14 protein-coding genes are annotated in these 24,223 nt (G+C 69.8%); 6 read left to right on the top strand and 8 right to left on the bottom strand.

Annotation, left to right across the window (positions count from 1 at the left end; translation table 11 throughout):
• Positions 1 to 202 precede the first annotated feature (202 nt).
• The 4 genes from ACFWXO_RS38485 to ACFWXO_RS38470 form a co-directional block, all read right to left on the bottom strand.
• Positions 203 to 1,060 (bottom strand): HNH endonuclease, encoded by an 858-nt coding sequence (locus ACFWXO_RS38485; RefSeq protein WP_380530094.1) that lies wholly within the window; start codon positions 1,058 to 1,060, stop codon positions 203 to 205.
• A 428-nt stretch (positions 1,061 to 1,488) separates the two neighbouring features.
• The gene (locus ACFWXO_RS38480; RefSeq protein ID WP_380530091.1) at positions 1,489 to 2,790 is read right to left on the bottom strand and encodes a transposase; all 1,302 of its coding nucleotides are present in this window, start codon (positions 2,788 to 2,790) and stop codon (positions 1,489 to 1,491) included.
• 14 nt (positions 2,791 to 2,804) lie between these two features.
• Positions 2,805 to 3,509, bottom strand: coding sequence for an IS3 family transposase (locus tag ACFWXO_RS38475; RefSeq protein ID WP_380530088.1), 705 nt, complete (start codon positions 3,507 to 3,509; stop codon positions 2,805 to 2,807).
• Between the two features lie 199 nt (positions 3,510 to 3,708).
• Positions 3,709 to 4,575, bottom strand: coding sequence for a hypothetical protein (locus ACFWXO_RS38470; RefSeq protein ID WP_380530086.1), 867 nt, complete (start codon positions 4,573 to 4,575; stop codon positions 3,709 to 3,711).
• 112 nt (positions 4,576 to 4,687) lie between these two features.
• Between ACFWXO_RS38470 and ACFWXO_RS38465 the strand changes: the two genes are divergently transcribed.
• From ACFWXO_RS38465 to ACFWXO_RS38450, 4 genes are all read left to right on the top strand, one after another.
• Entirely contained in the window at positions 4,688 to 9,196 is a 4,509-nt protein-coding gene (locus tag ACFWXO_RS38465) for a hypothetical protein (protein WP_380530083.1), read from the top strand.
• Between the two features lie 341 nt (positions 9,197 to 9,537).
• Complete coding sequence (locus tag ACFWXO_RS38460) at positions 9,538 to 11,547, top strand: hypothetical protein (RefSeq protein WP_380530081.1); 2,010 nt, start codon at positions 9,538 to 9,540, stop codon at positions 11,545 to 11,547.
• Positions 11,540 to 12,496 (top strand): hypothetical protein, encoded by a 957-nt coding sequence (locus tag ACFWXO_RS38455; protein ID WP_380530078.1) that lies wholly within the window; start codon positions 11,540 to 11,542, stop codon positions 12,494 to 12,496. The genes ACFWXO_RS38460 and ACFWXO_RS38455 overlap by 8 nt, the downstream gene beginning before the upstream one ends.
• Entirely contained in the window at positions 12,493 to 17,865 is a 5,373-nt protein-coding gene (locus tag ACFWXO_RS38450) for a DEAD/DEAH box helicase (protein WP_380530075.1), read from the top strand. The genes ACFWXO_RS38455 and ACFWXO_RS38450 overlap by 4 nt, the downstream gene beginning before the upstream one ends.
• A 1,094-nt stretch (positions 17,866 to 18,959) precedes the next feature.
• Here the strand turns inward: ACFWXO_RS38450 and ACFWXO_RS38445 are convergent.
• From ACFWXO_RS38445 to ACFWXO_RS38435, 3 genes are all read right to left on the bottom strand, one after another.
• A complete protein-coding gene (locus tag ACFWXO_RS38445) occupies positions 18,960 to 19,706 on the bottom strand; it encodes a hypothetical protein (protein ID WP_380530073.1) in 747 nt (248 codons plus the stop codon).
• Positions 19,687 to 20,601: a hypothetical protein gene (locus ACFWXO_RS38440; RefSeq protein WP_380530070.1), complete on the bottom strand. Its 915-nt coding sequence runs from the start codon at positions 20,599 to 20,601 to the stop codon at positions 19,687 to 19,689. Before ACFWXO_RS38440 ends, ACFWXO_RS38445 begins: the two co-directional genes overlap by 20 nt.
• Before the next feature lie 98 nt (positions 20,602 to 20,699).
• A complete protein-coding gene (locus ACFWXO_RS38435; RefSeq protein ID WP_380530068.1) occupies positions 20,700 to 21,107 on the bottom strand; it encodes a hypothetical protein in 408 nt (135 codons plus the stop codon).
• Between the two features lie 314 nt (positions 21,108 to 21,421).
• On the opposite strand from ACFWXO_RS38435, the gene ACFWXO_RS38430 reads away from it, so the two are divergent.
• Both ACFWXO_RS38430 and ACFWXO_RS38425 read left to right on the top strand, forming a co-directional pair.
• A complete protein-coding gene (locus tag ACFWXO_RS38430; RefSeq protein WP_380530065.1) occupies positions 21,422 to 22,804 on the top strand; it encodes an SMI1/KNR4 family protein in 1,383 nt (460 codons plus the stop codon).
• 309 nt (positions 22,805 to 23,113) lie between these two features.
• Positions 23,114 to 23,536, top strand: coding sequence for a hypothetical protein (locus tag ACFWXO_RS38425; RefSeq protein ID WP_380530062.1), 423 nt, complete (start codon positions 23,114 to 23,116; stop codon positions 23,534 to 23,536).
• Positions 23,537 to 24,032: 496 nt separating this feature from the next.
• On the opposite strand, the gene ACFWXO_RS38420 is transcribed toward ACFWXO_RS38425, so the two are convergent.
• Positions 24,033 to 24,223 (bottom strand): hypothetical protein (locus ACFWXO_RS38420; protein WP_380530060.1); only part of this gene is annotated, 191 nt, incomplete at its 5' end.

The following is a 24,223-nucleotide window of genomic DNA, read 5'->3' as shown; positions in this document are numbered from 1 at the left end:
GCACCCACACGACGGCACGAGCATGCCTACCGACAGACGGCCACATACCTCACCTGGGAAAACGTGACCCTACCTTCGGTTTGGGAATCGCTTCTCAGGCCCGGGGCGATCACGTCCAGGCGTCTGGCCGGAGCGGTCGGCGGTCGGCGGGTTGAGTGGTTGACTCCGGCGGCTCGGATCTCCCGCGAGCTGTCGGAGCGCTTCAGTCAGAGCTTGTGCGTTCCTCGGCCTTGCGGCGCTTGCGTTCGCGTTCGTACCGGTTGACGGCTTCGGCGGGCCCTTCGGCGGGCCAGGGCTTCCAGGAGATGAGTTCGTAGCTGACGGCGGTGATGCCTTCCTTCTTCGCCCGACGGGCGACGATGTCCCAGCCGAGTACGAAGCGCAGCTCGCGGAGCCGCTTGGTGGGGTCGCCTTTGTTGGTGTCCCGGGCGGCTACCTCGATGAGTTCGACTGGGACGGACTCGCCCTTCTCGTGAAAGGCCTTGAGGAGTTCGCCGATTCGCTCCCAGGGGGTGCTGAGGGGGATGGCGCGGGCGAGGGCGCCGCCGTAGCTGTTCATTGATGCGAAGAACGCCTGCTTGCCCCGGTTGTGGGGTTCGCAGAGCGGCTCCAGGTTCTCAAGGACGGTCTTGCCGCCCCAGGCCGCCGGCACGATGTGGTCGATCTGGAGCTTCACATCCGGCGGGGTCGCGCCGCACATCCGGCAGAAGCGGCCCTTGCGCTCGAAGACCTCGGCCTGCAGTTTGGAGTCGATCTTGCCGCCAGCCGGGATCTTCCTCCATCCCTCAATCTGGTACACCGGGGCGCCGCCGCCCGGCGGGCGCTGGGAGGGGACGACGAACTGGTCGCGTACCTCGCGCAGCCGCCGCTGGCTATGCACGTTGGACTTGCCGAACTTCTGCTGCGAGTGCTCCAGCCACTGCGCCATCGTCGGCGGGTCTTCGCGTCGTTCCAGCAGGAATGCGCAGGCGGCCGCCGTCTCCCTGCTCGCGAAGAGGGTCTCGATGACCGGGTCGTCGGGCGCGGGTAGCGGGCGGTCGGTATCCAGTTCCACGGACATGTCGGCTTCCTCCCTCTCGGCCAGTGCGGTTGTCTGGCCGTCTGGGTGACGATGGTAGGAGGCGGCATGCTGGCATCGCAAATGAATTGCTGATGCCGCCTCATCCCAGTAGTGCTGGAATGCCTCGCAAGAGATGGGGTGTTGTGAATCTGTTGCCGTCAACACTCCGTGTGATCGGCGACGGGCGTTGACGGCAATGTGGGAGCCGGGCCTGCCTGCGGCGCCGGACAAGGTCGGCTTTGGCCGACGGTCGGCGGAGTGTGTAGACCTGCGGGTATGACTGGGCCTGCGTCGGCTGGCCCCTGCATCGCCTTCTTCGACTGCGGCTCGTGCGATCTCGTTGCCGACGCGGGGTATGTTGGCGGCGACAACCGCACCCTGGGCAGGGAGCTGGGTGCGGTGAGGAGCCACCGACCGCGGTGACGCGGTCAGCAGCGGCGGCTGACCCCCGCTCGTGCTGGGAGGAGCGGGCGATGTGGAGGACCGCCGAGGGCTGTTGACCCCTGGGGGTGCGGGGAGTAGGAGGCGAAGTGTGCTGCCGCGACCATGTTAGGCGGCGGCTGACCCCCGAGGCTGCGGAGACGAGTCCGATTCGGCGACTGCCGCGAACAGGCGCCGCGGCCGACCCCCCGCGGCTGCGGTGAGGAGCTCATGAACCGTTCGGCGTAGGTCACGCCCCGCGGCTGACCCCCGCTCGTGCGGGGAGGAGGCGGCGAACACCGAGCGGACCGGAGCCGAGCGCGGCTGACCCCCGCGGGTGTGTGGAGGAGAAGCCCGGCGAGCCGGAGCGCGTTGTCTACCTCGGCTGACAGTGTTGACGTCACGAGGTAGCCCAGTTGCTGGATCTCCCTGGTGAGCGCTGCGGCGTTGGTGCAGCCCTCCATCCACCGGTGGTGCAGGTAGCGCCGGTAGTCGTCGATCACGCTGGGGCGGTGGGTCGCGGCGATGAGGAGCTGCTCGACATTGGCGGCTCTTGCGAGGCGTAGGACGGTGCCGCGACTGAGGTGGAGTTCGCGGGCGATGGTACGCAGGCTGTTGCCGCGTTCGATGAGTTCGTGGATCTGCTGGTGGCACTCGCGAGTTTGGGCGACCAACAGACGCGGCCTGCCGTGGACGTCCAGCTCGTTCGAGCCGGCGGCTGCAGAACGGAGCGCGTCATCCTGGTCTTCTCTCACGGTGAGGGGTTCGCGCAGGTCGGCGCGGTGGCGGCCAACGACGCGCTCGACTGCCTCGGCGAGGTTGTGCAGCAGGTGCCAGGCGTCAGCCACCTGCTGGGCCTGTGGCGCACCTGTGCTGGCGCCGTCGCGGAATGAGCCGACGCGGTCGCGGCAGATCGTCCGCACCTCGGGATGGTTGCGCAGCCAGGCGGCGAAGGTGTTCGCGGTCCGGTCGGCGAGCACGTCGACCGGTCGGCGGGTGTCCATGTCTACGAGGACTGTCGCGTAGGTGCGACCACGGCGGACGGCGAACTCGTCCACGCCCAGACGCGGGACGAGTCCCGACGACGGGACGGGTAGCGCACGGATGAGACGGAGCTGGGTGTCCCGCCCAGTGGTCACGGCAAGACGGCCTGCAAGCCGGGCTCCGGCCCGTCCGCCCAGGAACAGCGCGATGTCTGTGAGCTGGGTGGTGAGGGTGGTCGTACGGCGCGCGTGCCGGAACGTCAGATCCTGGATCTGCTCGGCGAACGTTCGTCGCCTGCGCTGAGCTTGCTCCGCTTTGACGGACACCGTTGGTGTGGTGGTCAGGCCGTCAGGACGGTCTCGAATTCGGCGGGACTGCGGTAGCCAAGGCCGCTGTGCAGCCTGCGTATGTTGTACCAGGCTTCGACCCACTCGAGGATCGCGGTCCGTGCTGCGGCCCGGCTGGGCCAGGGGCGGTCGCCCGGCAGCTCCCGTTTGAGGGTGGCGAAGAAGGACTCGGCGAGTGCGTTCTCCCAGCACTGGCCGGTGCGGCCGACCGACAGCCGAACTCCGAACTCGCCTGCCAGGTCGGCGAATTCACGGCTGGTGTACTGGCAGCCGCGATCGGGGTGGAAGATCACCGGCCCGGTCGGGCGGCGGGTGTGGCAGGCGGCCCGTAGGGCGCCGGCGACCAGTTCGGTCCGCAGGTGGTCGGCGGTGGCCCAGCCGACGACGCGACGGGAGGCGATGTCGATGACGGTGGCCGGGTAGAGCCAGCCCTCGTCGGTGGGGATGTAGGTGATGTCGCCGCACCAGCGCGCAGCGAGGGCCGCCGGGTGGGGCTGGAAGTCGCGCAGGACCAGGTCCGGCCGGGTGGCGGCGCGGGGGTCGGGGATCGTGGTGCGTTGGCGGCGTCTTCGGTGCCGGCCTGGCGCATCAGGCGTGCGACCCTTCGCTGGTCCAGCGCCCCACTCGGCGTGTCGTTCCTCGCCGATGCCGTGTCGGGCCAGCTCACCGGACCCGTGAGGCCTCCGGCAGTTCAACACGTGGAGATGGCACAGCGGTCTGCTCGAGAACGGCTGCCAACGGCAGGAGTTCGACTTCCGGTGAGCAGTGACGGCAGAGGTAGCCCGCGGACCTGGCCCGGTTTGGACCGCCCGACTGTCGTGCTTCGTGAGGCAACGCAACTCGCTTCACGCGCCCGGCCTTGAAGCCGGTGTCGGGATTCTGTACCAGACCTGCCTGTCAGGCCGTAGAGCTCTTGACGATAAGGCTGGCCATAGCCGGTGTGTCGAGGTAGCGGTGGACATCGTGGGACGAGGGGAAGGAACTCCCGGTCCTCACCGCGATGTCCGTAACGCCGGTGGCCAGGCGGGACAGGCCGGCGCATCCGGTCACGTAGTCCTTCGGCGCGTAGAGGTTTGTCCATTCCACCCCGGCGGGGACGCTGAGCGGCTTGCCCTCTGAGTGGTTGCCCTTGCGGCCGACGAGCCAGCTGAGCGGGGAGCCGCATGTCACAAGCGTGGTCACGTCGGGAGCTTCGCCGCGGCTGATCAGGTCGTAGGCCACCACGCTGCCGAGGGAGTGGGCGATGACCGTACGCGCACCCGTCTGCGCCAGGACCCCGGCGACTTCTGCGCGTACGGCGTCAGCCGTCTCCTCGTGGCGCAGATAGGTGTACGCCTCGCGGACGAGCCACAGGAAGCGGTCCGTGACGCCCTTGCCCACTTTCCGGTCCACGGCCTGGATCCTGCTCACGATCCGCGGTGTGAGGGGGCCTCCTCCGAGAGTCATACCCGCTTCGGGCGACGTCTCCTCCGCGGCGGAGGGGGCATAAGCCGCGAGTGCCTCGAGGATGAAGGCTTCTTCGTCTTCCCCGATGGGCCTGTCCTGCGAGAAGGAGTCCGTCTCCGGGCCGCCGAGCCTGATGAAGCGGGTCGGAGTCCGGGGGAAGACCGCCTGGTAGGAGGGAACGGTCACCGCGACCCGGGGCACGTCAGGCGAGGCGGTGGCCAGGACACCGTCGATGGTGGTCTGCCAGCTGGAGCTCAGACGTTCCGTGGTCGCTCCCGCTCCCTGCCTGATTCCGTGCACTCCGACGATCTGCAGCACGCTCATGCTCCCCCTGTTCGCTGCCTTCAGCATGTAGGCGGCTGATCGTAGCCAGGCGGCAGCGGCCGGTACAGGCCGGGTTAGGCTGACGGCCGGACAGGGGGGAACGGGGTTGAGCGCGGAAGAACTTGACGGCATCATCCGCAGGCGGCTGGTTGTCATCGCGGTCGACAACTACGACGACGGGCAGGAAGGTTTTACGGAGGCCATTGCCGACCAGGTAGAACGGATCACTGGCTGGCTGGCTGACCCCGGGCTCGGCGACGACCGCCGCTTCGAAGTCGTGAGGGCGGAGCACTCTCCTCGTTCCGTGGACGACTTGCGCGCTTTCCTGCACGACCAGAAGCTGGCAGCGGCCAGCTACAAGGAGGCCGTGGTGGTGTATGTCACCGGCCACGGGCTGCGCCGCCTGGCCCAGCGCCACTACCTGAAGCTTCCGGCGACGGATGAAGAACGGCTGCTGGCAACCGGGTTCCCGACGAGCGAGCTCATCGCCGCGGTCCTGGACAGTCAGTCCGAGCATGTCATGGTGCTCGTCGACTCGTGCTACTCCGGCACGCTCCGTGCCGAGCTCGCAAGCATGTTCCAGGACCTGTCCGACGAGCGCCACAGCCACAAGGGGACCGCCGTCGTGACGGCCGGCGACCACTATGAGAAGCCGCTGGTGGGTTCCTTCACCCGGCGCGTGGCCTTGGCTTACGAGCGGATGTGCGACGAGGCCTCCGGCTACACCGGCTCCCACTTGTCGTTCGCGGAGTTCGAGCAGCTCCTGCACCAGGTCGGCCTGGATGAGGACGGTACAGAGAAGGCCCTGGTCGGCGCCGAGTGGATCGTGCCGCATTCGCGCGGCGGTGCCCCGAGCGCGTGCCTGCCCAATCCGCGCTTCCGGCCGGTGCAGAGTGTGGCCGGTCCCGCGCTGCGCCAGCTCGCTCTCGGCTCGGGCTCGCTGGAGGAGTTCTGGCTCGAGCGGGCTTCGGGGCGGGCCGGGGAGGACGATCCCGGCTGGTACTTCAGCGGGCGGGCTGAGCCGATGGCACACATGGTCTCCTTCGTTCGGGAGGGCGTCGGCGTCCTGGTGGTCACCGGGGCCGCCGGCTCTGGGAAATCAGCCCTTCTGGCGCGCCTGGTGACGCTGGCGGATGCCGGCTTCACGGCCGACCCGCAGTACGCGGCAGTGGTGGCGGGCATCCCGGGCGAGCTGCGGCCGGCCCCCGGGGCAGTCGACGTCGCCGTCCTGGCCCGGAACAAGTCTGCGCGAGTGGTCGTGGAGGAGCTGCTGTCCGCGCTCGGCGGTGCTCCCAGCGACGGCGAGCTCCCACTGCAGAGCCTGCTCGGCCTCCTGTCCGCCAGGGCCTCCGGAGCCGCTGGAACCGTCAGCGTGGTCATCGACGCACTGGACGAGGCCGAGGATCCGCTGGCCTGTGTCGGCGATGTCATCATCCCGCTGTCCCGGCTCTCCACCGGCGGTACGAATCGGGCCGTCCGTCTCGTGGTCGGTGTCCGCAGCTCGCCCTCGAGCGGTGAGTACACGTCAGGAACGGCCCTGCGGGACGAGCGGGCCGACCAGCTGCTGCAGCGGCTTGGCAGCGCTCTGCTCACAGAAGGCATCCCTTCGCAGGTCCTGCGCACCGACGGGCCTGACTGCACCGGTGACATCGCCGCCTATACCGCCGCGCTGCTGAGCGCCCTGCAGGCCAGCCCGTACCACGGGGCGCAAGAGGCCGCGGACGCGGCGGCACGCCACATCGCGGAAGCGGTCGCGCCGTCCTTCCTCGACGCCCGGATCGCCGCCGAGCAGCTGAGGACGGCCGACGCGTGCCAGGACCTGGACGAGACTGGCTGGCTGAAGCGCCTCGCCGACGGCACCACGGGGCTCCTGCGCGAGGACATCCAGGCCGTCGCCTGCGCTGAGGGAATGGACGGCGGCCTTCTGGTCGCCGCGCTGCGCGCGACCGCGTTCGCGCCGGGGGCCGGGCTTCCATGGGCGGAGGTCTGGCCCGCAGTCACTACCGCACTGGCCTCAGAGGCGTACGGGCCCGGCTTCACGGACACCGACGCGGCCGACCACGCCATCCGCACCCTCCGGTCCAGCCGTCTCACCGGATACCTCGCCAGTGCTGAGGAGGATGCCCGTACCGTCTACCGGCCCGTGCACCAGCGGCTGACCGACCTCCTGCTGACCGGCGGCACCGTCCTGCTGGCGCCAGAAGCCACAGCTGGCGGCGGAGGGAACCCGGACGGGCCGCACGCGCTCGCGGCGGCGCAATCCGCGATCGCCCGTGCACTCGCGGAGCTGGTTGAGCAGGCCCTGCCGCATCCGGCACACCCGTATGTGCGCAGGTACCTGCTGCACCATGCTGACGCCGGGGGCGTTCTGGCCGATGCTGAGGTGCCGGTGGCACTCCTGGCCCAGGAGTCCTCCGGAACGCTGCGCGCCCGCCTCGCTCTGCCGCTTCCGGCGGGGGATCCCGAGCGGCAGAACCTGACGGCGGCGGCGCTGATCGAGCCGTTCGCCGGCGGGGGCGCGGATTACGCCTCTCGCCTGGGCAGCATCGCCTTTCTCCGTGCCGTACGAGGCCTGGCCGGAGAGGCCGGTATTCCGGCTGACGCCTTGGCCGGGCTGCCGGTAAGGCCCCTGTGGGGGCGGTGGGCGGCGCGCGTGAACGTGCTGGCACCCGCGCCGGGGCAGACGAAGGCCCTGTGTGTGGTGCCGACGTCGGACGGGCGCCAGCTGGCCGCTTCGGCGGCCGATGCCGGCGGTGTCCGGGTCTGGGACGCCGGAACGGGCCAGCCTGTCGCGGACCTGGCCACGGGGACGGTCCACCGCTTGTGCACCATCCTGGCCACCGGCGGGCGCACCTTCCTCGTCACGGCGGGGCAGTCTGTCGCCGGCCAGCACGAGGTGCGGATCTTCGACCCGGTCTCCGGGCAGCCCATCGCCCAGACGCCGGTTCCCCGGACCTACGATGTGCACGTCCTGGCGGATGGCCCGGATCTGTGGAAGCTGCTCATCCTGACCAGCAGAGGCGCGTTCCTGTGGAGGCCGCGCGCGGGCAGGCTGTTCGAGGTCCCCGGGTTCCTGAATGAGATCGCCCAGAGGTACGGCCAGGTCTGGGCGCCGGCCCGCTGGCAGCCGTCGCTGACAGCGGTGGTCCGCTCGGGTAGTGGCAGAGCCCTGGTCGCTGTCTGCGGTGAGGAAGGAATCCGTCTGTGGGATCCGGCGTCGGGAACGACGGTGGGCCCTTCCTTCGGAGGCAGCCAGGTCTCGGGCCTGGTAGGTGTCACCCGGCCGGACCGAGACGACCTCCTGATCGCCGAGTCCCCCAATCCGCTGGTGCCCCTGCGGGTGTGGAATCCCTTCACGCTCCAGCAGGCGGCATCCAGCGCAGAAGGCGGCAGCAAGGCGGTGGCGGGTGCCAGCGGGACGGCGTTCGCCTATGTCGCGCGCAACCGCATCGTGCTTCAGGGGCTCGACGACGGCACAGTCCGCACGTTCGAAGCCGAGATGTCGTCCGTAGATGCCCTAGCGGTTGCGGAAGACCCGGTAGGGCCGCGGGTCATGTCCGCCGGCCCGGAGGGCATCCGGGTCTGGGGTCCCGGGCCCGGCGGGCAGCTCTACGAGGAGGGACTCCCGGAGTCGGTGTACCGGGGCCCCTCGCTGGACCGGCGCCAGCGCAGTGCTCCCACGTGGTCCCTGTGCAGGTCGTCTCTGCCCGTCGATGGTGGAACCCGGGGCCGTGACGTCCTCGTCCTCGCGACCCGGAGCGGACTGGACATCCACAGCGCGACGACGGGCCGGCTGCTGAAGCGGATCGGGACCGGCCTTGTCGGGCAGGTCCTGCCACTGGCCCCTGACAGGACCCGGGTCGCAGTCAGCGACCCGAACGGCGACCTGTCCGTCTGGGATCTCGTGTCGGGCCAGTCGGTCATGACGGGCCGGAAGGAACTGTCCCAGTCCGCCCTGTCCTCGTGTGTCGCCTGGACCGCCGAGGGCCTGCCGATGTCCGTGTCCCTGGCCGCCACGGGCAGCGGTCCACACCTCACCACAGTGGTCCTGGACCATGAGAACGGGCAGTCCGTGACCAGGACGGTGCCGCTCAGTGCCGACACCAGCAAGTCCGCTGTCCGTCTTCTCGGCGCCCTGCCTCCTTCGCCGTCCGGCGGCCTCGCGGTCGTCGCGGGCGTCGGTCGGCATCTCGCGCTCATCGATCCGGCCTCCGGAGCACGTGCCGGCACGCTGTCCGGCTGGGACTACAAGGGCGGTCACGGCAGTGTCCTGTGCACCCTGCCCGGCGCCGACGGCCCGCTGCTGGTGATGGCGAACGGAACGGACATCGGGGTCTGGGATGTGGCCACGCTGACGCAGGTCACGGCGTGGAAATCCCCGGACACGTTCACCATGACGGGCCTGCCCGTCCCCGGCGGCCCGACGCTGCTCGCTTCCGGCGGCACCGGCGGCGTGGGGATCTGGAACCCTCGCACGGGCGGTCTCGTCCACACCCTTCTGACGGGTGCTCCTGTCCACGGCATCGCCGTGGACAGGAGTGCCGAGGACCTGGTGCTCCACCTCTACGGCCCCGCGGGCCTGGCAACCGTCTCGGTCGACGCCGGACTGCTGTGAGGGGCACTCAGGCCGTGCGGCTGTCGGCCCCCGACGCGAGAGGCACCCAGCCTGTCCGCCTAGGTCTGGGTAAATCTTCCAACTATACATCCAGGAAACCGTGTTCGTGCCTGTCTTGAGGAAGCCTCCGGGGCAACCCGGACCCGCCTCCCCTCCTTGAAGCATCTGACTATGAACAGACCGCTGCAGAGTGATACATCTGAGCTGTGCTGTCTGCTCATCAGCACGGTTTCCTGAGGGTGGGGGCTGTTCATGCATAGGCGCGCGGTCGTTGGACTGCCTGCGCGAGGCCGGGGCGCGATCCCTGCCGCCGGGGCTGCTCCCTGGCATGGAACCAGCAGGTGAGGGAGCAGTTCGGCGACCAGCCGAACAGCCTCTGGGCTGCGTACGAGTGGTGGCAGGCCCGCCTGGCCAGCGCCTTCTTCGGCGAGCACCGCAGGGATACACCGGTCCTCTTCTTCATCAGCGACAGCGAGCTGCGGGAGCTCCAGGGCGGGGCCGAGGTCCAGGACCTCGGCACTGCCGTCAGCTCCGTGCTCGCCTGGCACGGGAACCCGTACGATCCGGTCGCGGACCGCTGCCGCCTATGGAGGCGCGGGAAGCGCGAGGATCCGCCCCCCTGCCTGCCGCTCCTCGCCGCGGCCGTCCTAGCCGCCGCCAGGATGCAGCGGACCGAAGCGGGACCCGGGGCTCCCGCGTACTACTCACGCCTTGCCGAGGTTCTCCGGCCCGAATGGGGCGGGGAGCGGCACCGGAAGCCGCTCGAGAGCAACTACGAGACCGTGGTCGGCCAGTGGGTGTGCCTGGATGAGTGGCTCCGGGATCAGAACGGGGCGCGAGGCCTCAGCACGATCAAGGAGAACCCCACCTACAGGAAGATCGGGTACGCCCAGTCCCAGGCACTGGTCAGGGCATCCGACCATGCGGCCTTGCAGCGGTTCTTCCGTGCAGGAGGCCTGTCGCCGGGCCAGAGCACTGACGGTGCGCGGCTGCTGAAGGCGCTCAGGATGTGGAGCACCTTCAATCCGGAGGGGTTGTCGCAGAGGCTTCGCCAGGCACTTGATTCCCAAGCGGAGAGCCCCCTCCTGCAGCCCTTGCTGGTAACCCTGCTCGAGGGCTGGGACGGGTCCGCTGCCCAGGGCCGCGCCGACAGCGTCCTGCTCCAGGTACACCTGCGCGTCGTCCTCGAGGACGAGTTCACGGGGTGGGAGCCACGCTGGCATGCAGAGGCCGTGTCCGGCGTAGACCGCGATTCCCTGCAGCACCCCGCTGGAACGCTCGAACTCGAGCTGGCGGACCAGGTGTACCGGCTCTCAGGCGTGGTGCCTGACATGGCCCGGGCCCTGCAGCACGGGCTCACCGCGCGCGGCACGAAGGCCGACGCATGCATTGAAGGCGGCCGCACCGTCCTCGCTCTGCGCGAAGACCCTGTCGCCGGAGGCTGGACAGAAACCGACAAGCTGACTGTCTTCGAACCGTACGTGTTCCTGTTCACCCAGTCCGGCCAGGGTCCTCTCCAGCGCTTTCTGGCCGATACCGGCCACCAGTGGCGCCGCCCTGAGAGCGTCCCGATCCCGGGCTGGCAGGTCACCCCCAAGCTGCGGTTCGACGACGAGCAGGCACTCGCGGCAGCCCTGTCACGGTCCGGCGTCGGGAATGTCCGCCATCATACGGTGCGCCGTGTGAGCCTGCGCAACGGGCTGCTCGTGAAACGCGAGTGGCGGCACCGTTCGCTCTTCCTGCTGGGCGCGGAGCCGGACGTCATGGTCCCCGAGGATCTCCGCGGCCCCGGGCTGGTGACGTTGGACGGGCAGCCCCTGGACGTTCCTGCGGACGGTCTGACGGTATTGCGGGGAAGGGGCCTCACCCCGGGACGGCACGTGCTCGCGGCCGACGGCACTGCCACTGGCTTCTACCTCGAGCCGGCGCCGGAGCCCCTGGAGGGCCCTCCGGCCGAACCTCCCGGTACACAACCAGGAACCGTCGCCGTCCCGCTGGACGGCGACGTGCGCTTCCTCACCGCGCGGGGCCACTTCCTCACCCCCGGGCGGCCTCCGGAGCCCGTGTGGTGGACGGAGCGCGCCCCTGTCCTACGCGGCGGCGCAACGGTCCGCGTGACGGTGCCGCCCGACGCTGTGTGGCTGGTGGCCATTTCCGGGGCCGGCGTGCCTGCCGTCACGCTGCTGAGGACGCAGGCCCCGGCCTTCGAAAGCCTGAGCAGGGCTGCCAAGGACTTCTGGAGCAGGCTCGTCCTGCTCGACCTGGCCGGCGTCCCGCACTCCTCACTGTGGAAGCGCTACCGGGAAGCCGCGCTCAGCCAGTTCCCGCGTGGGGGGTTCACACGTGTTTGACCCGGACCTCTTCATCTCCTGGATGGCAGAACAGGGCACAGGCTCTCTGGCCGCGCTCATCCGTGACGCGTCGTGGGCCAGCGGCTATGAGCGGAAACCCGTCACCCAATGGCTCGGCCGCATCGAAGCCCTGGGCGCCGTCAGCATCGACTGGCGCACCGGCCGGTGGAGCGCCAACGCGTGCGAGGTCACGGACCTGCCTGGGAACACCCAGACCGCCGTTCTCACCGGTGCCAGGCCCGTCGGCCCGGACTTCTACCGGGCGCGCGGGGCGGTGGCCGCGCCGCAGGGCCCCGAGGAGTCCGGGATACCGCTGCCGACGCCCCTGTGGCTGCAGTACGAAGAGCGCTCCCGCCTCCATGAGTTCGCCGCGTCCGCCGGTGTCGCGGCCGTCCCCTGCGCGGCCCAGTCCGCTGCCAGGTCCCTCGGGGCGTTCGTCATGGGGGACCTGGCAGCCCCTCCGGCGCGCGACAGCACAGTCGAACGGTTCGATCCCGTCGCTGGCCGGTTCTCTTCCGTCAACCTCGGGAGCAGCTGGCCCGTACCCGGCCTCTACCGGTTCACGCGGTTCAGCCGTCAGCACCGCTACGCGCTGCTGCACAGGCCCGGGCGGCAGGCAGTGCCCGGCCCCCTGCACGCACCCGCCCCGTTCCCGGAGCAGACCTGGCACAGCGTCGACCGGAGAGCTGGCATCCACCATGTCGTCCCCCCGGCAGCGTTCCCTCTGCACTGGAAGGCCGACCGAGCCGGGGAGCCGGGACCCAACTCCTTGGGACGAATGACCGTTGACCGCAGGACCCCTCTGCCGCTGGCCCAGGAACGGGCCGCCGTCCTGTGCACCGGGCTTGCAAGCCTGCGCATGGCAGGCGAGGAGCACTACGACGGGGTCCCCCTCTTCATCGCCAACCGCATCGCCCGCACTCTGCGCCGCCGTCTGGAGACTGCATGAGCACGCCCCTGCCCGGCCTGGATGCCTTCGCCACGCACAACGCCCTGGCCGAGGCCTACCTTCGCTACTACGACACCGCCTTCCGGCTCCGCAATGACGGCCTCCAGGCCGAGCGCCGCTCCCTGCTCGACCAGCCCGGCGGCATATTCGCCGACCCGCATGTCGAGCTCCGGCCGGAGTACGCCCTCTCGGGGCACAGCATCGCCGAATCGGCTAAGGCCGCCGGAGCTCCCAGCGAGCTGGCGGAGTTCGCTGAGTGCGGGCTCTTCGCGAAGGGCATGGAGCTCTACACCCACCAGGAACGGGCCCTGGCGAGCACCATGGCCGCCGGGCGGAATGCGGTGATCACCGCCGGCACCGGATCGGGGAAGACCGAAGCATTCCTCCTGCCCATCCTGGCCGACCTGCTGCGCGAGTCCCGGGGCTGGAAGGGCGGGCCCGCAAGCCCCAGCCCGTGGTGGGAATGGGCTTCGGACGAGTACTGCCCTCAGCGGCAGGGTGAGACCGGGCACCCGTCCGCTGTCCGGGCGATGGTCCTCTACCCGATGAACGCCCTCGTGGACGACCAGCTCGTCAGGCTCAGGCGGGCCCTGGACAGCGACCGGGCGCGTGAGTGGCTGGACGGCCACCGCAACGGCCACCGCTTCTACTTCGGGCGCTTCACCGGCAGTACCCCCGTGACCGGCCACCGGGACCGGGGCTTCGCTGTCAGCGAGCTGCGCAGCTACCTGAAGGCCACCGCCGCCCGCGGCGAGCGTGCCCGTAAGGCCGCCGACGAAAGCGGCAGGGAGGACATCCGCTACTTCGCCCCCCGCCTGGACGGGGCGGAGATGCGCAGCAGGTGGGACATGTACGATGCGTCCCCCGACATCCTTATCACCAACTACTCCATGCTCGGCGTGATGCTCCAGCGCAGCCGCGACGAAGACTTCTTCCTCAAAACCGCGCAGTGGCTGGATTCCCACGACGACGCCCGGTTCACCCTGGTAGTCGACGAGCTCCACATGTACCGGGGGACGCAGGGGACCGAGACCGCGTACCTGGTCCGCAACCTCCTCCACCGGCTCGGCCTGAGCCAGCGCCCCGAGAAGGTCAGGATCCTCGCCGCGTCCGCGTCGCTGGACGAGACCCGCGGGAAGGACCGCCGGTTCCTGCAGGAGTTCTTCGCCGCAGAGGAGGGGTCCTTCCACTTCATCTCCGGGGAGGCGGCGCCCCGTGCCGCCGGCCCGGGGGACCTCTCGGCCGCGGCCTCCAGGCTGGCGGGGTACTCGGGGACTGAACCTGATCCGGCTGAGGCAGCCGGGCTGCTCGCCGAGACGCGCGCGGCGGAGGCGCTGGCCAGCGCGCTCGGTGCCGGATCGACGGGGCCGTCCGCCCCGGCTATGGCCTCTGCAGCCCTTGCCGGGAAGCTGTTCCCTTCCAGCAGCGCAGAAGAGGCCCGGAAGGCCCTGGAGGGGACGGCGGCCGCCATCCGCGCTGCTGCGGAGGCCGGGGTCAGCGGTCTGCCCAGGATCCGGATCCACCTCTTCTTCCGCAACGTGGCGGGCATGTGGGCGTGCTCGGACCCCCGGTGCCCGGAGGTCCATGCCGCTTTCCAGGACTCCTCGCGGTCCGTCGGCAGGATCTACTCCGTCCCGCGCACGTTCTGCGACTGCGGCGCCCGCGTCCTGGAGCTGCTCTACTGCCAGTCCTGCGGCGAGGCGATGCTCGGCGGCTACGTGCCGCAGAGCGCTACCGAACGCAAGGCGTTCAGGTCTGTGCTGCTGCCTGACAGCCCTGACCTGTCCCGTGCCCCCGACCAGACCGGCAGAGACCGGTCGGCGGAGAACTACATCGTCTACTGGCCCTCCGAAGGGCCTCAGCGTGCCGATGACGACGCTGAGTGGAGTGCTGACAACAGCAGTGTCACGTTCGCCTTCCGGCGCAGTGCCTATGACCCGGCCACCGGGCTGCTGACCAACGGGGCGGCCAAGTCCACCGGCTGGAGCTTCCATGTGAGCACTCCTGTCGACAAGAAGACCGGCCAACCCGGGCACGCGCTCTCCTCGTTCCCGCCCTTCCCTACCCGCAGCCCCTGCTGTGGAGCCGACTGGGAGCGTGTCTACACCAAGCGCGGCACACGCAGGCCCATCACTGATCCCGCGCGGCTGGCATCGGCTGTGCGGACGATGAGGACCGGTTTCGAGAAGATCAACCAGGTGCTGTCGGACGAGCTCGCCGAGCAGTTCGCCGAGCCTGCTGAGCGCAAGCTGATCGTCTTCACCGATAGTCGGCAGGACGCCGCCAAGCTCTCCGCAGGCATCGCCCTGCGGCACTACCAGGACCTCGTCCGGCTCCTTGCCCTGGACGAGCTGGGAAAGTCCGCCGAAGCCGCTGAAGACGTGGCCGCCATCCGCAATGATCCGCAGGCGCAGTCCGAGGCAGGCGCTGCGGCGCTCGAACGCCTCGGGGCGCGGGACAAGAGTGCTCTGGACGCCCTGCGCCTGGCGCTGCTGCTCCAGAACGAGGCCGACGCGGCCGCGGCCGGAGCGCGGCTCACGTCTCCGCCGACCCTCGAGTCCCTGGCCAGGCTGCACGTCAACACGCGCCTGCTCTCCCTGGGAGTCAACCCCGCGGGCCCGAAGCCGAGTGTGCAGCAGGTCAATGAGCTGCCCTGGCACGAGCTCTTCGACTGGGACCATCAGCCCCCCGCGCTCCTGCCGGGAACCTCGGACGCCCGCAAGGCTGCGCTGAACTCCGAGGACGGGCTCCTGGAGAACACCCTCGAAGCCCTGTTCTCCGGTGTCGGCCGCGATATCGAATCGCTCGGACTGGGCTCCGTCGCTCCCTCGCCAGCCGCCCCGGACCCTGACGGCCTCGGCCGGGCCAGCCTGCGGATCCTCGCCGAGCTGCGCCGGTTCAATCTCCTCCGCGACGGCAGGGACAAGCCTCCGGCGCAGCTCCGCGAATACTGGAAAGCCGTCGCCGATCACCGGGGTATGCACCCGGACGACGTGCAGAACGCCGCCGAGGCCGCGTGGGGCAGCGCGGTGAGGGAATACCTCATCGACCCGAGGAAGGCGGCCGTCCAGCCTTCTCCTGGCCGTTCCTGGCGGTGCGGCCACTGCTCGCGCCGACACCTCACGCCAAGCGCCGGAACCTGCACGCGCTGCCACAGCGCGCTCCCAGCGCAGCCGGACCCCGACGAGAACCCGGAAGCGGGCGACTACTACGCCTGGAAGGCAGTCGGCGGCCGTGCCGCCTTCCGCCTGAACTGCGCCGAGCTGACGGGCCAGACGGACCGTCTCGATGCCCAGTCCCGTCAGGCCCGGTTCCAGCAGGTCTTCCTGAACGACCCGCCCGAGGTCCCGCTCGTGCACGGGATCGACCTCCTGTCGGTCACCACCACCATGGAAGCCGGTGTAGACATCGGACCGCTGTCCGCCGTCCTGATGGCCAACATGCCGCCCAGCCGCTTCAACTACCAGCAGCGGGTCGGGCGGGCCGGCCGCCGGACCTCCCCGGTCGCGGTCGCGCTGACCGTCTGCCGGGGGCGCAGCCACGACGAGCACTACTTCGCGAATCCGTCGTCCATCACCAACGACCCCACTCCGCCTCCCTACCTCACCCTTGAGCGTCGGGAGATCCTGGAACGGGCCCTGGCCGCTGAGGTCCTGCGCCTCGCGTTCCGCAGCCTCGACGAGCACGGGGGCGCGGGCAGCGTGCACGGCGAGTTCGGCAAGGCCCGGGGATGGGCCGCTGCCCTGCCCGCCGTCCGGGAGTGGTTCAGCCGGCAGGACGGCGTACTGGCTGCGGCGGCACAGGCTCTGAGCGCCTTCACCCCGCTCGATCCGGCCGACATCCTCACCAGTCAGTGGCTGGAGAAACTGCTGAAGGACGTCACCGACGTGGCCGCCAAGCCCACCGGCGCCGAGGAGCTCAGCGAGCGGCTCGCGCACGCGGGCGTGCTGCCCATGTTCGGCTTCCCCACCCGCGTCAGGCAGCTGTACCTGAAGGTCCCGCAGAGGAACTTCCCCTGGCCGCCTGACAACACGATCGACCGCGACATCGCCATGTCGCTCTCACAGTTCGCCCCGGGCAGCGAAGTCGTCAAGGACGGCAAGGTGTTCACCGTCACCGGAATCACCGAGTTCGAGCCCGCGCCCAACCGCCCCAGGCCTGTCGCGGACCCGCTGGAGAACCGCCGGCCCGTGGGACTGTGCCGGGTCTGCAACCACGTCGAGAAGGAGCCGTCCGGCCAGGGGCCCTGCCCCGTCTGCGGCGCGGACGACTACAGTGTCGTCGACCTGGGGGAACCCGCAGGCTTCAGCGCCAGCGAACAGCGCGACTTCGACGGAGTCTTCGCCTGGACCCCGCGCACCGTCTCATCCCGGGCCGCCGCCGACCTCCCAGCGCTCCGGTTCACCTCCTGGCAGGGGGCACACGTCTACTCCGGGCCGGGCGAGCGCTACATCATCAACGACAACAACGGCGACCTGTTCAGGTTGCGCCCCGTACCCGGCAGCTGGGGAGGGTACGTCGCCGTCAGGGGCGCCGGCCCGGTAGGCGACGACGAGGTCCAGGTGGCCCTCGGGGCCGTCCTGCCCACGGACTTCCTGTTCCTCGGTCCTACGTCCGCTGTTGACAAGATCCACGGTTACCGGCTCAACCTGTCTCCCACCGCCCCCGCCTACGGCAGCGACATCAGCCACGGTCGGCGGGCCGCCTGGTACTCGCTCGCGTTCCTGTTGCGCAGCGCGGCCGCCAAGTTCCTCGACGTCGGCCGACAGGAACTCCTGGCCGGAATCCATCACGGAGCACATCCGGACGGCCACGTCGCCTACACGTTCCTGGCCGACGCCCTGGAGAACGGCGCAGGTTTCAGTACGCACCTCGGCAGCCCGCAGGTCGTCGCCGACTACATGCGGGCCACCCACGCCTACCTGGACTCGCTGAGGCAGAGCGACCACTCCCTCGTCTGCACCTCCTCCTGCCCCGGCTGCCTGCGCGACTACTCCAACATGGCCTACCACCCCCTGCTCGACTGGCGCCTGGCCGGCGATCTGCTGACCGTCCTCTCTGGAGGGTTCGCCAGCACCTCTGACGACCGCGCCCGCCAGTCGCTGGCCGGCCTTGAGAAGATGTACAAGGGCGCCTTCCTCGACACCGGCCTGCCCGGGCTGACCTTCAAGGCCCGCGGTCTGCCTTACGCCGTGGTGGCGAAGCACCCGCTCCACATGTGCGAGGAGGAGCTGGTGAGCAGTGAACTCCGGCCTGCCCTGGAGGCTGCGCTCTCCTTCACCCAGGACGCGGGCCGGGTCGTCGTCGCCGACTGGTTCACGTTGGAGAAGAGCCCGATGCAGGTCATCGAGCTGCTCCAGGCCCGCTGAACACAGCCGGTACTGGTCAGGCGAGAGGGTTCCTGTGGGCTGCTACCACGGCCCGCAGGAGCCGCCCCTGCCTCTGGCGGACAGCCCAGGGCCAGCAGGGAGTGGCTGCTGGAGTACTAGCCGTGCCCACGATTCAGCCTGCTTCGCCGGTCCAACCCCGGCAGCCCGTGGGGCGCTTCCAGCAACCGTCACCGTGCTTTGGTGAAGCCGAACGGGAGGGCGTCGAGACCTCGGCCGAGACGGCGGTACGCGAGGTCGGTGAGGAGGCCGGGATCCGGATTACTGATGTGAGGGTGGTCCCCGGTCCCCGGTCCCCGGTCCCCGGTCCCCGGTACGAGCGGGTCTCGGCGATGACCCGCGTACTGCATGCCGTCTACGACGTCGGAAGGAGGCGATCCGACTCGGCGACGAAGGCCAGGCCGTCGCCTGGGTGCCCGCGCGTGAGGCGGTCACCCGCAAGGTCCCGTCCTACGTGGGCCACTACCCCGACCTGATCGGTGTCTGAGGTGTTCGTCTGCCGGGCCGACCAGAGGTCTGGGAGTTCCGCATTCAGCCTGCGTTGGCACGTCGCGCGGTGCCCGCCCTCGCCGGCCGCCAGCGGTCCGTTCCCGCCGGAGGGGCGCCCATCTTGGTCGGAGCCGTAGGCCAATCCCCGGCGGGTCATCCTGGCGCCGTCCAGAGTAGGGCTTCGGCTGGAGAATGCCGCCAGCCGGTTCCTCTGAGCCGATGCCGCGACGTCCAGGGTTGCCGGGCGGTTGCCGGGGCTGCCAAGGGGCACGGATACAGGTCCCGCTGTTGTCGGCGGCGAAGACGGGAACGATCCCGCCCAGGAGCCGACCCGTGCGGCTCCGCGCCCGGCCATGCCGCGGTAGCGGTGTGGCACCGGGACCTGGCGGGCGACGTGACAAGCGGCATCCGGTGGTCGGCCGAGGATGCTCCGAGGAGCGAAGTACCCATGCCCGAGGAAGACGACGGGCCCGTCGACGGATGGCGGGCGGTGTTCATGGCGAGGATCGACGCTGACGGCACCCGACGCCTCCGTCGCTCCTTGACGGCGATCTCTACTGGCGGGAGGGGGCTATTCCGACCGTGTGCTATTCCTTCGATCGATCTCGGTCCGGTGCGGCCGAGTCGCGGATCTCGGCACTCCACTGGAATGGAGGCGGGCGGTCATTGGTCCAGAACCTCGCGCCAGATATCGCCGCTTCGGCCCATGTCCAGAGCCACTTCCGCAACGACGACGTCGCGTAGGACAAGCCACCGTGCGGGGTCTCGCCCCAGTCGGGAACCCAGCCGTCGCAGTCGTAGAGCAGCACCGGGTTGTCGTCGGCGAGCAACGAGACGTACCAGGACATCGTGCAGCCGCCGCCTGTCAGGAAGAACCAGGACGTCAGTACGCCCGCCGTGCGATCGCGCTCACGGACGCTCATTGCTGACGGCCAGTCGCTCAGGTGCCTCGGAGCCCGGTTCGCCTCACGCAGGCTGACGAGCCCACCACCGGGACCGAACCCACTGTCCGCGACCTCGGCCATGGTGACGGGTGGGAACAGCAGCTTGCGTGGGGCGTCCGCGTAGTAGGAGGCGACTTCCGCGGTTGAGGATCTGAGTCGGACCGTCCCGTCGCTACCCGTAGACCGCGGATCCGGGTTGGGTCGGTCGAACCAGTCAGCTCCGTAGCGCTCCGCGATCCAGGAGCTCGGTACCCTCGCCGTGTCGAAGCGCCGCCCCGGATCCCAGGCCCGGGTACGCAGCTTCTCGATCAACGCATCGTCGTCCGCCGGCTCTCCAGCGATCCCGGGGTGCTGGAGCGGTGCAGGGGACTCAGGCGAGTCGGCGGTCATGCACCGGGAGCATAGCCGCGGAGCGGCGGGCGGATCCCTCCGGTGTGAATGTGAAGCCGTCCGTGAACAGGGTGCCGCTGTCCCGGAAGGCCCAGAGGACGGGTTCGGCATGGACGGAGGCCGACGGCGAGCTTGGACTCGGGGCGAAGGTGTTCCAGAGGTGGAAGCAGAGCAGGGTGTCGTCACGTCGGTCGGTCGCGTAGGCCAGCGTCTTGGGGTAGTTGGGGTTGTTCCCCCCGAAGAGGACCGAGGGCTGACCGAACGCCGTGACGACGTCGCTGAGGAGGCGGTCCTTGCGGCACCAGGTCTCGCTGACACGACGGATCTCGTCGTGCTCAGCCGAGGTGAGGGTCCGGTCGAGTCGCAGCCATCCCTGACGGTGTGCGATCTCGGCGTAGACCGAGGCCACGGCTCCCTCGTGTGTGTCACCCCAGAGATCTTGGAAGGCCCCGCGTACGCCGGTGGAGGAGGATCCTCGGCGGGTTAGCAGGTCCCTCAGTTCCCGCTGCCATGCCTGTTCGGAGGTGTGCGCGAACGCCACGGTGTCGAGGTAGAGCCTGAGTGCCGTCTCCCCGCCGTACATCCCCGGGCGACGCAGCGCGTCGTTCAACTGGGTGAGCAGGTACTCGCGCACTTCTTGGGCTGTGCGCCGGTCGTTGTGGCCGGTCGTGGTGGTCACCGTCTGTCCTTCTGTCGGTCCTCGGTCCTCGGTTCGAGCTGCGAGGTACTCGGCCCAGTCGCGTCGGGCGTAGGCGACCCAGCGGAGCGCCGTGTGGCGGTGCATCCCGGTCACGTCGGCGAGTATCGGGCTGGGGAGATCAGCAGCGAGGGCGGCCAGCGCCGCGTTGCGGGCGGTGCGAACCGGGATGCCTTGGCGGCCCAGCTTCTGCGTCATGCCATGCGTCGAGAACGGCTTGCCACGGACCATACCCGGGAAGAGCCATCGAGGGCCTGGGCGGGATCGTTAGAGCTGTGGCCCGCAGCCGGGGCTGATCAGCGAGGTGCCGCAGGATTCCGGCGAGTCGCGAGGGGTAGCAGCACGGGGTGGCGGCCCACGACGAGGTGGGTGTGGTTGTCACCGAACTTGAGGTGCCCGGGCGTCAGGTGACAGAGACGTTCGGTTGACGGGCTGAACAGCAGGGTGATCGCGCCGGCTGCCCGGACGTCCGTGGGTGGGGCATCGTCGGTCGGGCAGTGCTGGAGGAGTGGCCGTCGGTCGTCCTCGTCGAGCAGGTCCTGGGGTTCCTGGCTCGGGATGGAGGGGACGGAGAGCTCGCGGGTGAGCTGGCGGCTCGTGATCCAGTTCAGGAAGTAGCGGACCAGGTAGTGGCGTTGGCCCCGGCCGGTGACCTGCTTGCCGTTGTCCGTCAGCACCTCCGACGACACCCCGAAGCGGCCCATGGCCGCGGCGAAGGCCTCGGCTCAGCCCCTGCCCCGGGGTTGGGGGAGAAGTGCGGTGCCCGGGCTGCTCGGCTTCCCGTCTCCGTGCCTGGATCCTTCGGTTGTGTGCCGTTTGTCCAGGTCAGTCTCGGTTTGGCGTCCTCGTGAAGGGACCGTAGGGACTCAGTTTCCCAACTGCGATCGGGCCTTGTCGTCGACCGGCGGTGTTCGTGCGCGGCCCGGCCGAGGCTCACGTCGGCCCCCGGCAGGGGGGTTGTCGTAGGTGGCGGACATAATCGCCGCCATTGCGATCACCGCACCAATCGGAGGCCCACTTGTCCTCGTTGTACGACTTCGAGACCTGGGAGCCGCTGCTGCGGCTCCTGCGGACCGTGAATGCGCAGGCGCTTGCCGTGCCGGGCGGCCAGGTCTCGGGCGATATCAGCTGCGGCTCGTACAGCGTGCCCGTGAAGTGGCGCTACCCGCCGCCCGGTCGGGCCCTGCTGGTGTCGGACAACCAGGAGGAGCACGATGCGATCGAACGGGTGCGGGACACGCTCGCCGGGGCCGGCGTGGCCGACGTCGGCTTCTCCGTGGAGATCCCGCCGAGCGGAGCGGCGGTTCTACGGCTGTTCGACCGCAGCCCGGCAGCCGATCGTGGCCTCGGCGGCCCTGTGGGCGCGTTGACCCTCGTCGAGGGCGCGGTTCCCGAGCCGTGGCGCCGCCTGCCGGAACCCGCGGACGGGGCACGGCCGGCCCCGTCCGCGGACGCGGCACTGTTGGAACGGACCCTGCGCGAGCGGATACCGGATGCGATCGGCGCCACCGAGGGAGAGATCGCCGCCGCGGAGGAGCGGCTGGGCCTCGCGCTTCCCGAGGAGGTCAAGGCGCTCTACCGGGTGACGCGCGCACGGTGGGAGGACTGGCAGGACGACTACGCGGCAGCGGAGCAGGTCTGGAACGCGGTCGGCTTCGAGCTGAGCTCCCTGGAGTACCTCGCCGTCGCCGACCTGTCCAACCGTTCGCACTTCCGCTGGGAGCACGCGGCGACGGGGGCCGTCCTCACCGGACCCGACGACGCCGTACAGGACCTGGTCGGTTCTCCGGGGTGGATCGTTCTCGGTGGCACCGGCGGAGGCGACATGGTCGCCGTCGACCTGACGCCCGGCCCCCGCGGTCACCTCGGCCAGGTCATCGTGCTCGACCACGAGCAGAGCATCGGCGCGTCACTGTGGGCCGAATCGCTCACCGACCTGGTCCTCGGCCCCGAACGGGACTGGTACACCGGACACCGGTGGGACAAGCGGCCGGTCACGGCCATCGTCCACGACCGGAGCATCGGGAGCATCGAGGCCGCCGCCCACCCCGCCCTGGAAGTCCTGAGAATCGGGGCATGGAGTGGCACGCCCCTCAGCCTCGCCCCCGTCGTCGGGCTGCCCCGTCTGCGCACGCTCACGGCCTACCCCGGCACACTGGCCGACCCGTTGGAGATCGCCGCACTGACCGGACTGGAGTTCCTCGAACTCGCGCCCGGGGACTGGCGGATCCTGCTGGACGCCGGAGCGGTCCCGCGCAGCCTCTTGGCCGCCTCCATCGAGACCTCCGGGAGAGCGGACCCGCGGCCCGTCGTGGCCCTGGCCGACGAGATCCTCGCCCTCTGGGACCGCCCCCTGATCACCGAGACCGTCGTCCACGGCGACCTCGGCCCCTTGCCGTAGCCCACCCGACCAGCGGCAACGCCGTTGACCCTTCCGGCAATGCGCCGGCCCGAGCGGCTGCCCCGGCCAGGTCGACCTGCTTGCGGCCGGGTGAGCGCACCGCCGTACGGCCTGGCTCCGGCGTGCCCGTACTCGCGCCGCAGCGCGAGTACGGGCCTCGGCGACACTGACCGGCGGCCCGGTCGCCGACGCCGCGAGGAGGAGCCCGAGATCAATCACCCGTCTCAAGGCAGTTTGATCAGTCTCACCGAAGTTTGACCGGAGCAAGCAGCAGGGCGACTTGTGAGTAGGACGCGTACTCTCAGCTCCGTGCCTCGCCATCCGAAGAAGCCCCGCCAACTGGTCGACGACGGACACGTGTACCTGTGGACCCTCCGGCACCACCACCGACCGCTGCAGGATGGTCAGTCCGCAGAGTGCCGCAAGACCCTCACGCTGTACCCGCAGCCGCCCAGCACCGGCGGCCCGCTGCACATCGTCTTCGCCGAAGGCCCCGGCAGGTATGTCCCAGACGGCTTCCCCACGGGATCGGGCGACGTGGGCGACGTCGAGGGCAACTCCCTCAACCTCCACGAACCGGGTGCGGTCCGGGCTCTGCTCCACGCGGCGCTCGCCCGCGGGTGGCGGCCCCGGGAGCCGCTGGCAGTGGAAATCGACGGCTGGTATCTGCTGGAGGCAGCAGCCTTCGTACGAACCGAGGACGCCCTGAACCGCCCGGTCAAAGTTCATTGAGATAAACCGCCGTCGGTCAAGGTTCGGTGAGACTGGTCAGGCGAGACTGTCAACAACACCGTGGGCATCGAGATCGTCGGTGGCCCGTTCAACGGGCGGACCGAGATCGTTGAGCTTCGACCAGGCAGGGCTGCCGCCTGCTGGCTTCCGAGGCCGCCCGGTCGAGCAGCGGGCCCCCGGAACCCCGCCACCAAACACACCTACCTAGCAGTCCGAGCCCCCGACACCTCTGCTGGCTGGATCTACGAACACGCCGAGACCGACACCGCCATGTCGAGTCGACATGGAACCCTCAGTGCAGGCCCGGTGGGTGCGGATGGCCGTCACCTGTTGATCCTGCCCGGAGATGCAACCGAACTCGTCGACCCGAGCCTGACGCCAGAGGATCTCGCCGAGCGCTACGGGCTCGACGCAGTTGTGCGCGCCCCCAAGATCAATGTGTGTTCGGCGGTCTTTCTCGACGGGCCATTGGCTGGTACCGAGACCAGTTACGCCATCAATCAGATCGGATCCAGGATCGACTGCGCCCTGTCACCGCGGGCGGGCGGACCGGGGACCTACGAACTTCGGTCAGGACGGCGAGGTCTGTGGCGGCGGCTCGGGAGAGGTCCAGGCAGCGCAGGTTCGGGACGGTGCGCAACGGTGCGAGGTCCGTCGGGGCCGTGGTGCCCAGGTTCAGGGCGGTGA

It is taken from the genome of Kitasatospora sp. NPDC059088, from assembly GCF_042738155.1.
Classification (GTDB): domain Bacteria; phylum Actinomycetota; class Actinomycetes; order Streptomycetales; family Streptomycetaceae; genus Kitasatospora.
Note: the sequence above shows the minus strand (reverse complement) of the source record. Positions and strands in the feature narration are given on the sequence as shown.

What these genes read in the sequence shown, in the direction of transcription:
- ACFWXO_RS38445 (WP_380530073.1), bottom strand. Translation starts at nt 19,706, where the DNA reads ATGACCGCCGACTCGCCTGAGTCCCCTGCACCGCTCCAGCACCCCGGG.
- ACFWXO_RS38435 (WP_380530068.1), bottom strand. Translation starts at nt 21,107, where the DNA reads ATGGGCCGCTTCGGGGTGTCGTCGGAGGTGCTGACGGACAACGGCAAG.
- ACFWXO_RS38485 (WP_380530094.1), bottom strand. Translation starts at nt 1,060, where the DNA reads ATGTCCGTGGAACTGGATACCGACCGCCCGCTACCCGCGCCCGACGAC.
- ACFWXO_RS38450 (WP_380530075.1), top strand. Translation starts at nt 12,493, where the DNA reads ATGAGCACGCCCCTGCCCGGCCTGGATGCCTTCGCCACGCACAACGCC.
- ACFWXO_RS38440 (WP_380530070.1), bottom strand. Translation starts at nt 20,601, where the DNA reads ATGACGCAGAAGCTGGGCCGCCAAGGCATCCCGGTTCGCACCGCCCGC.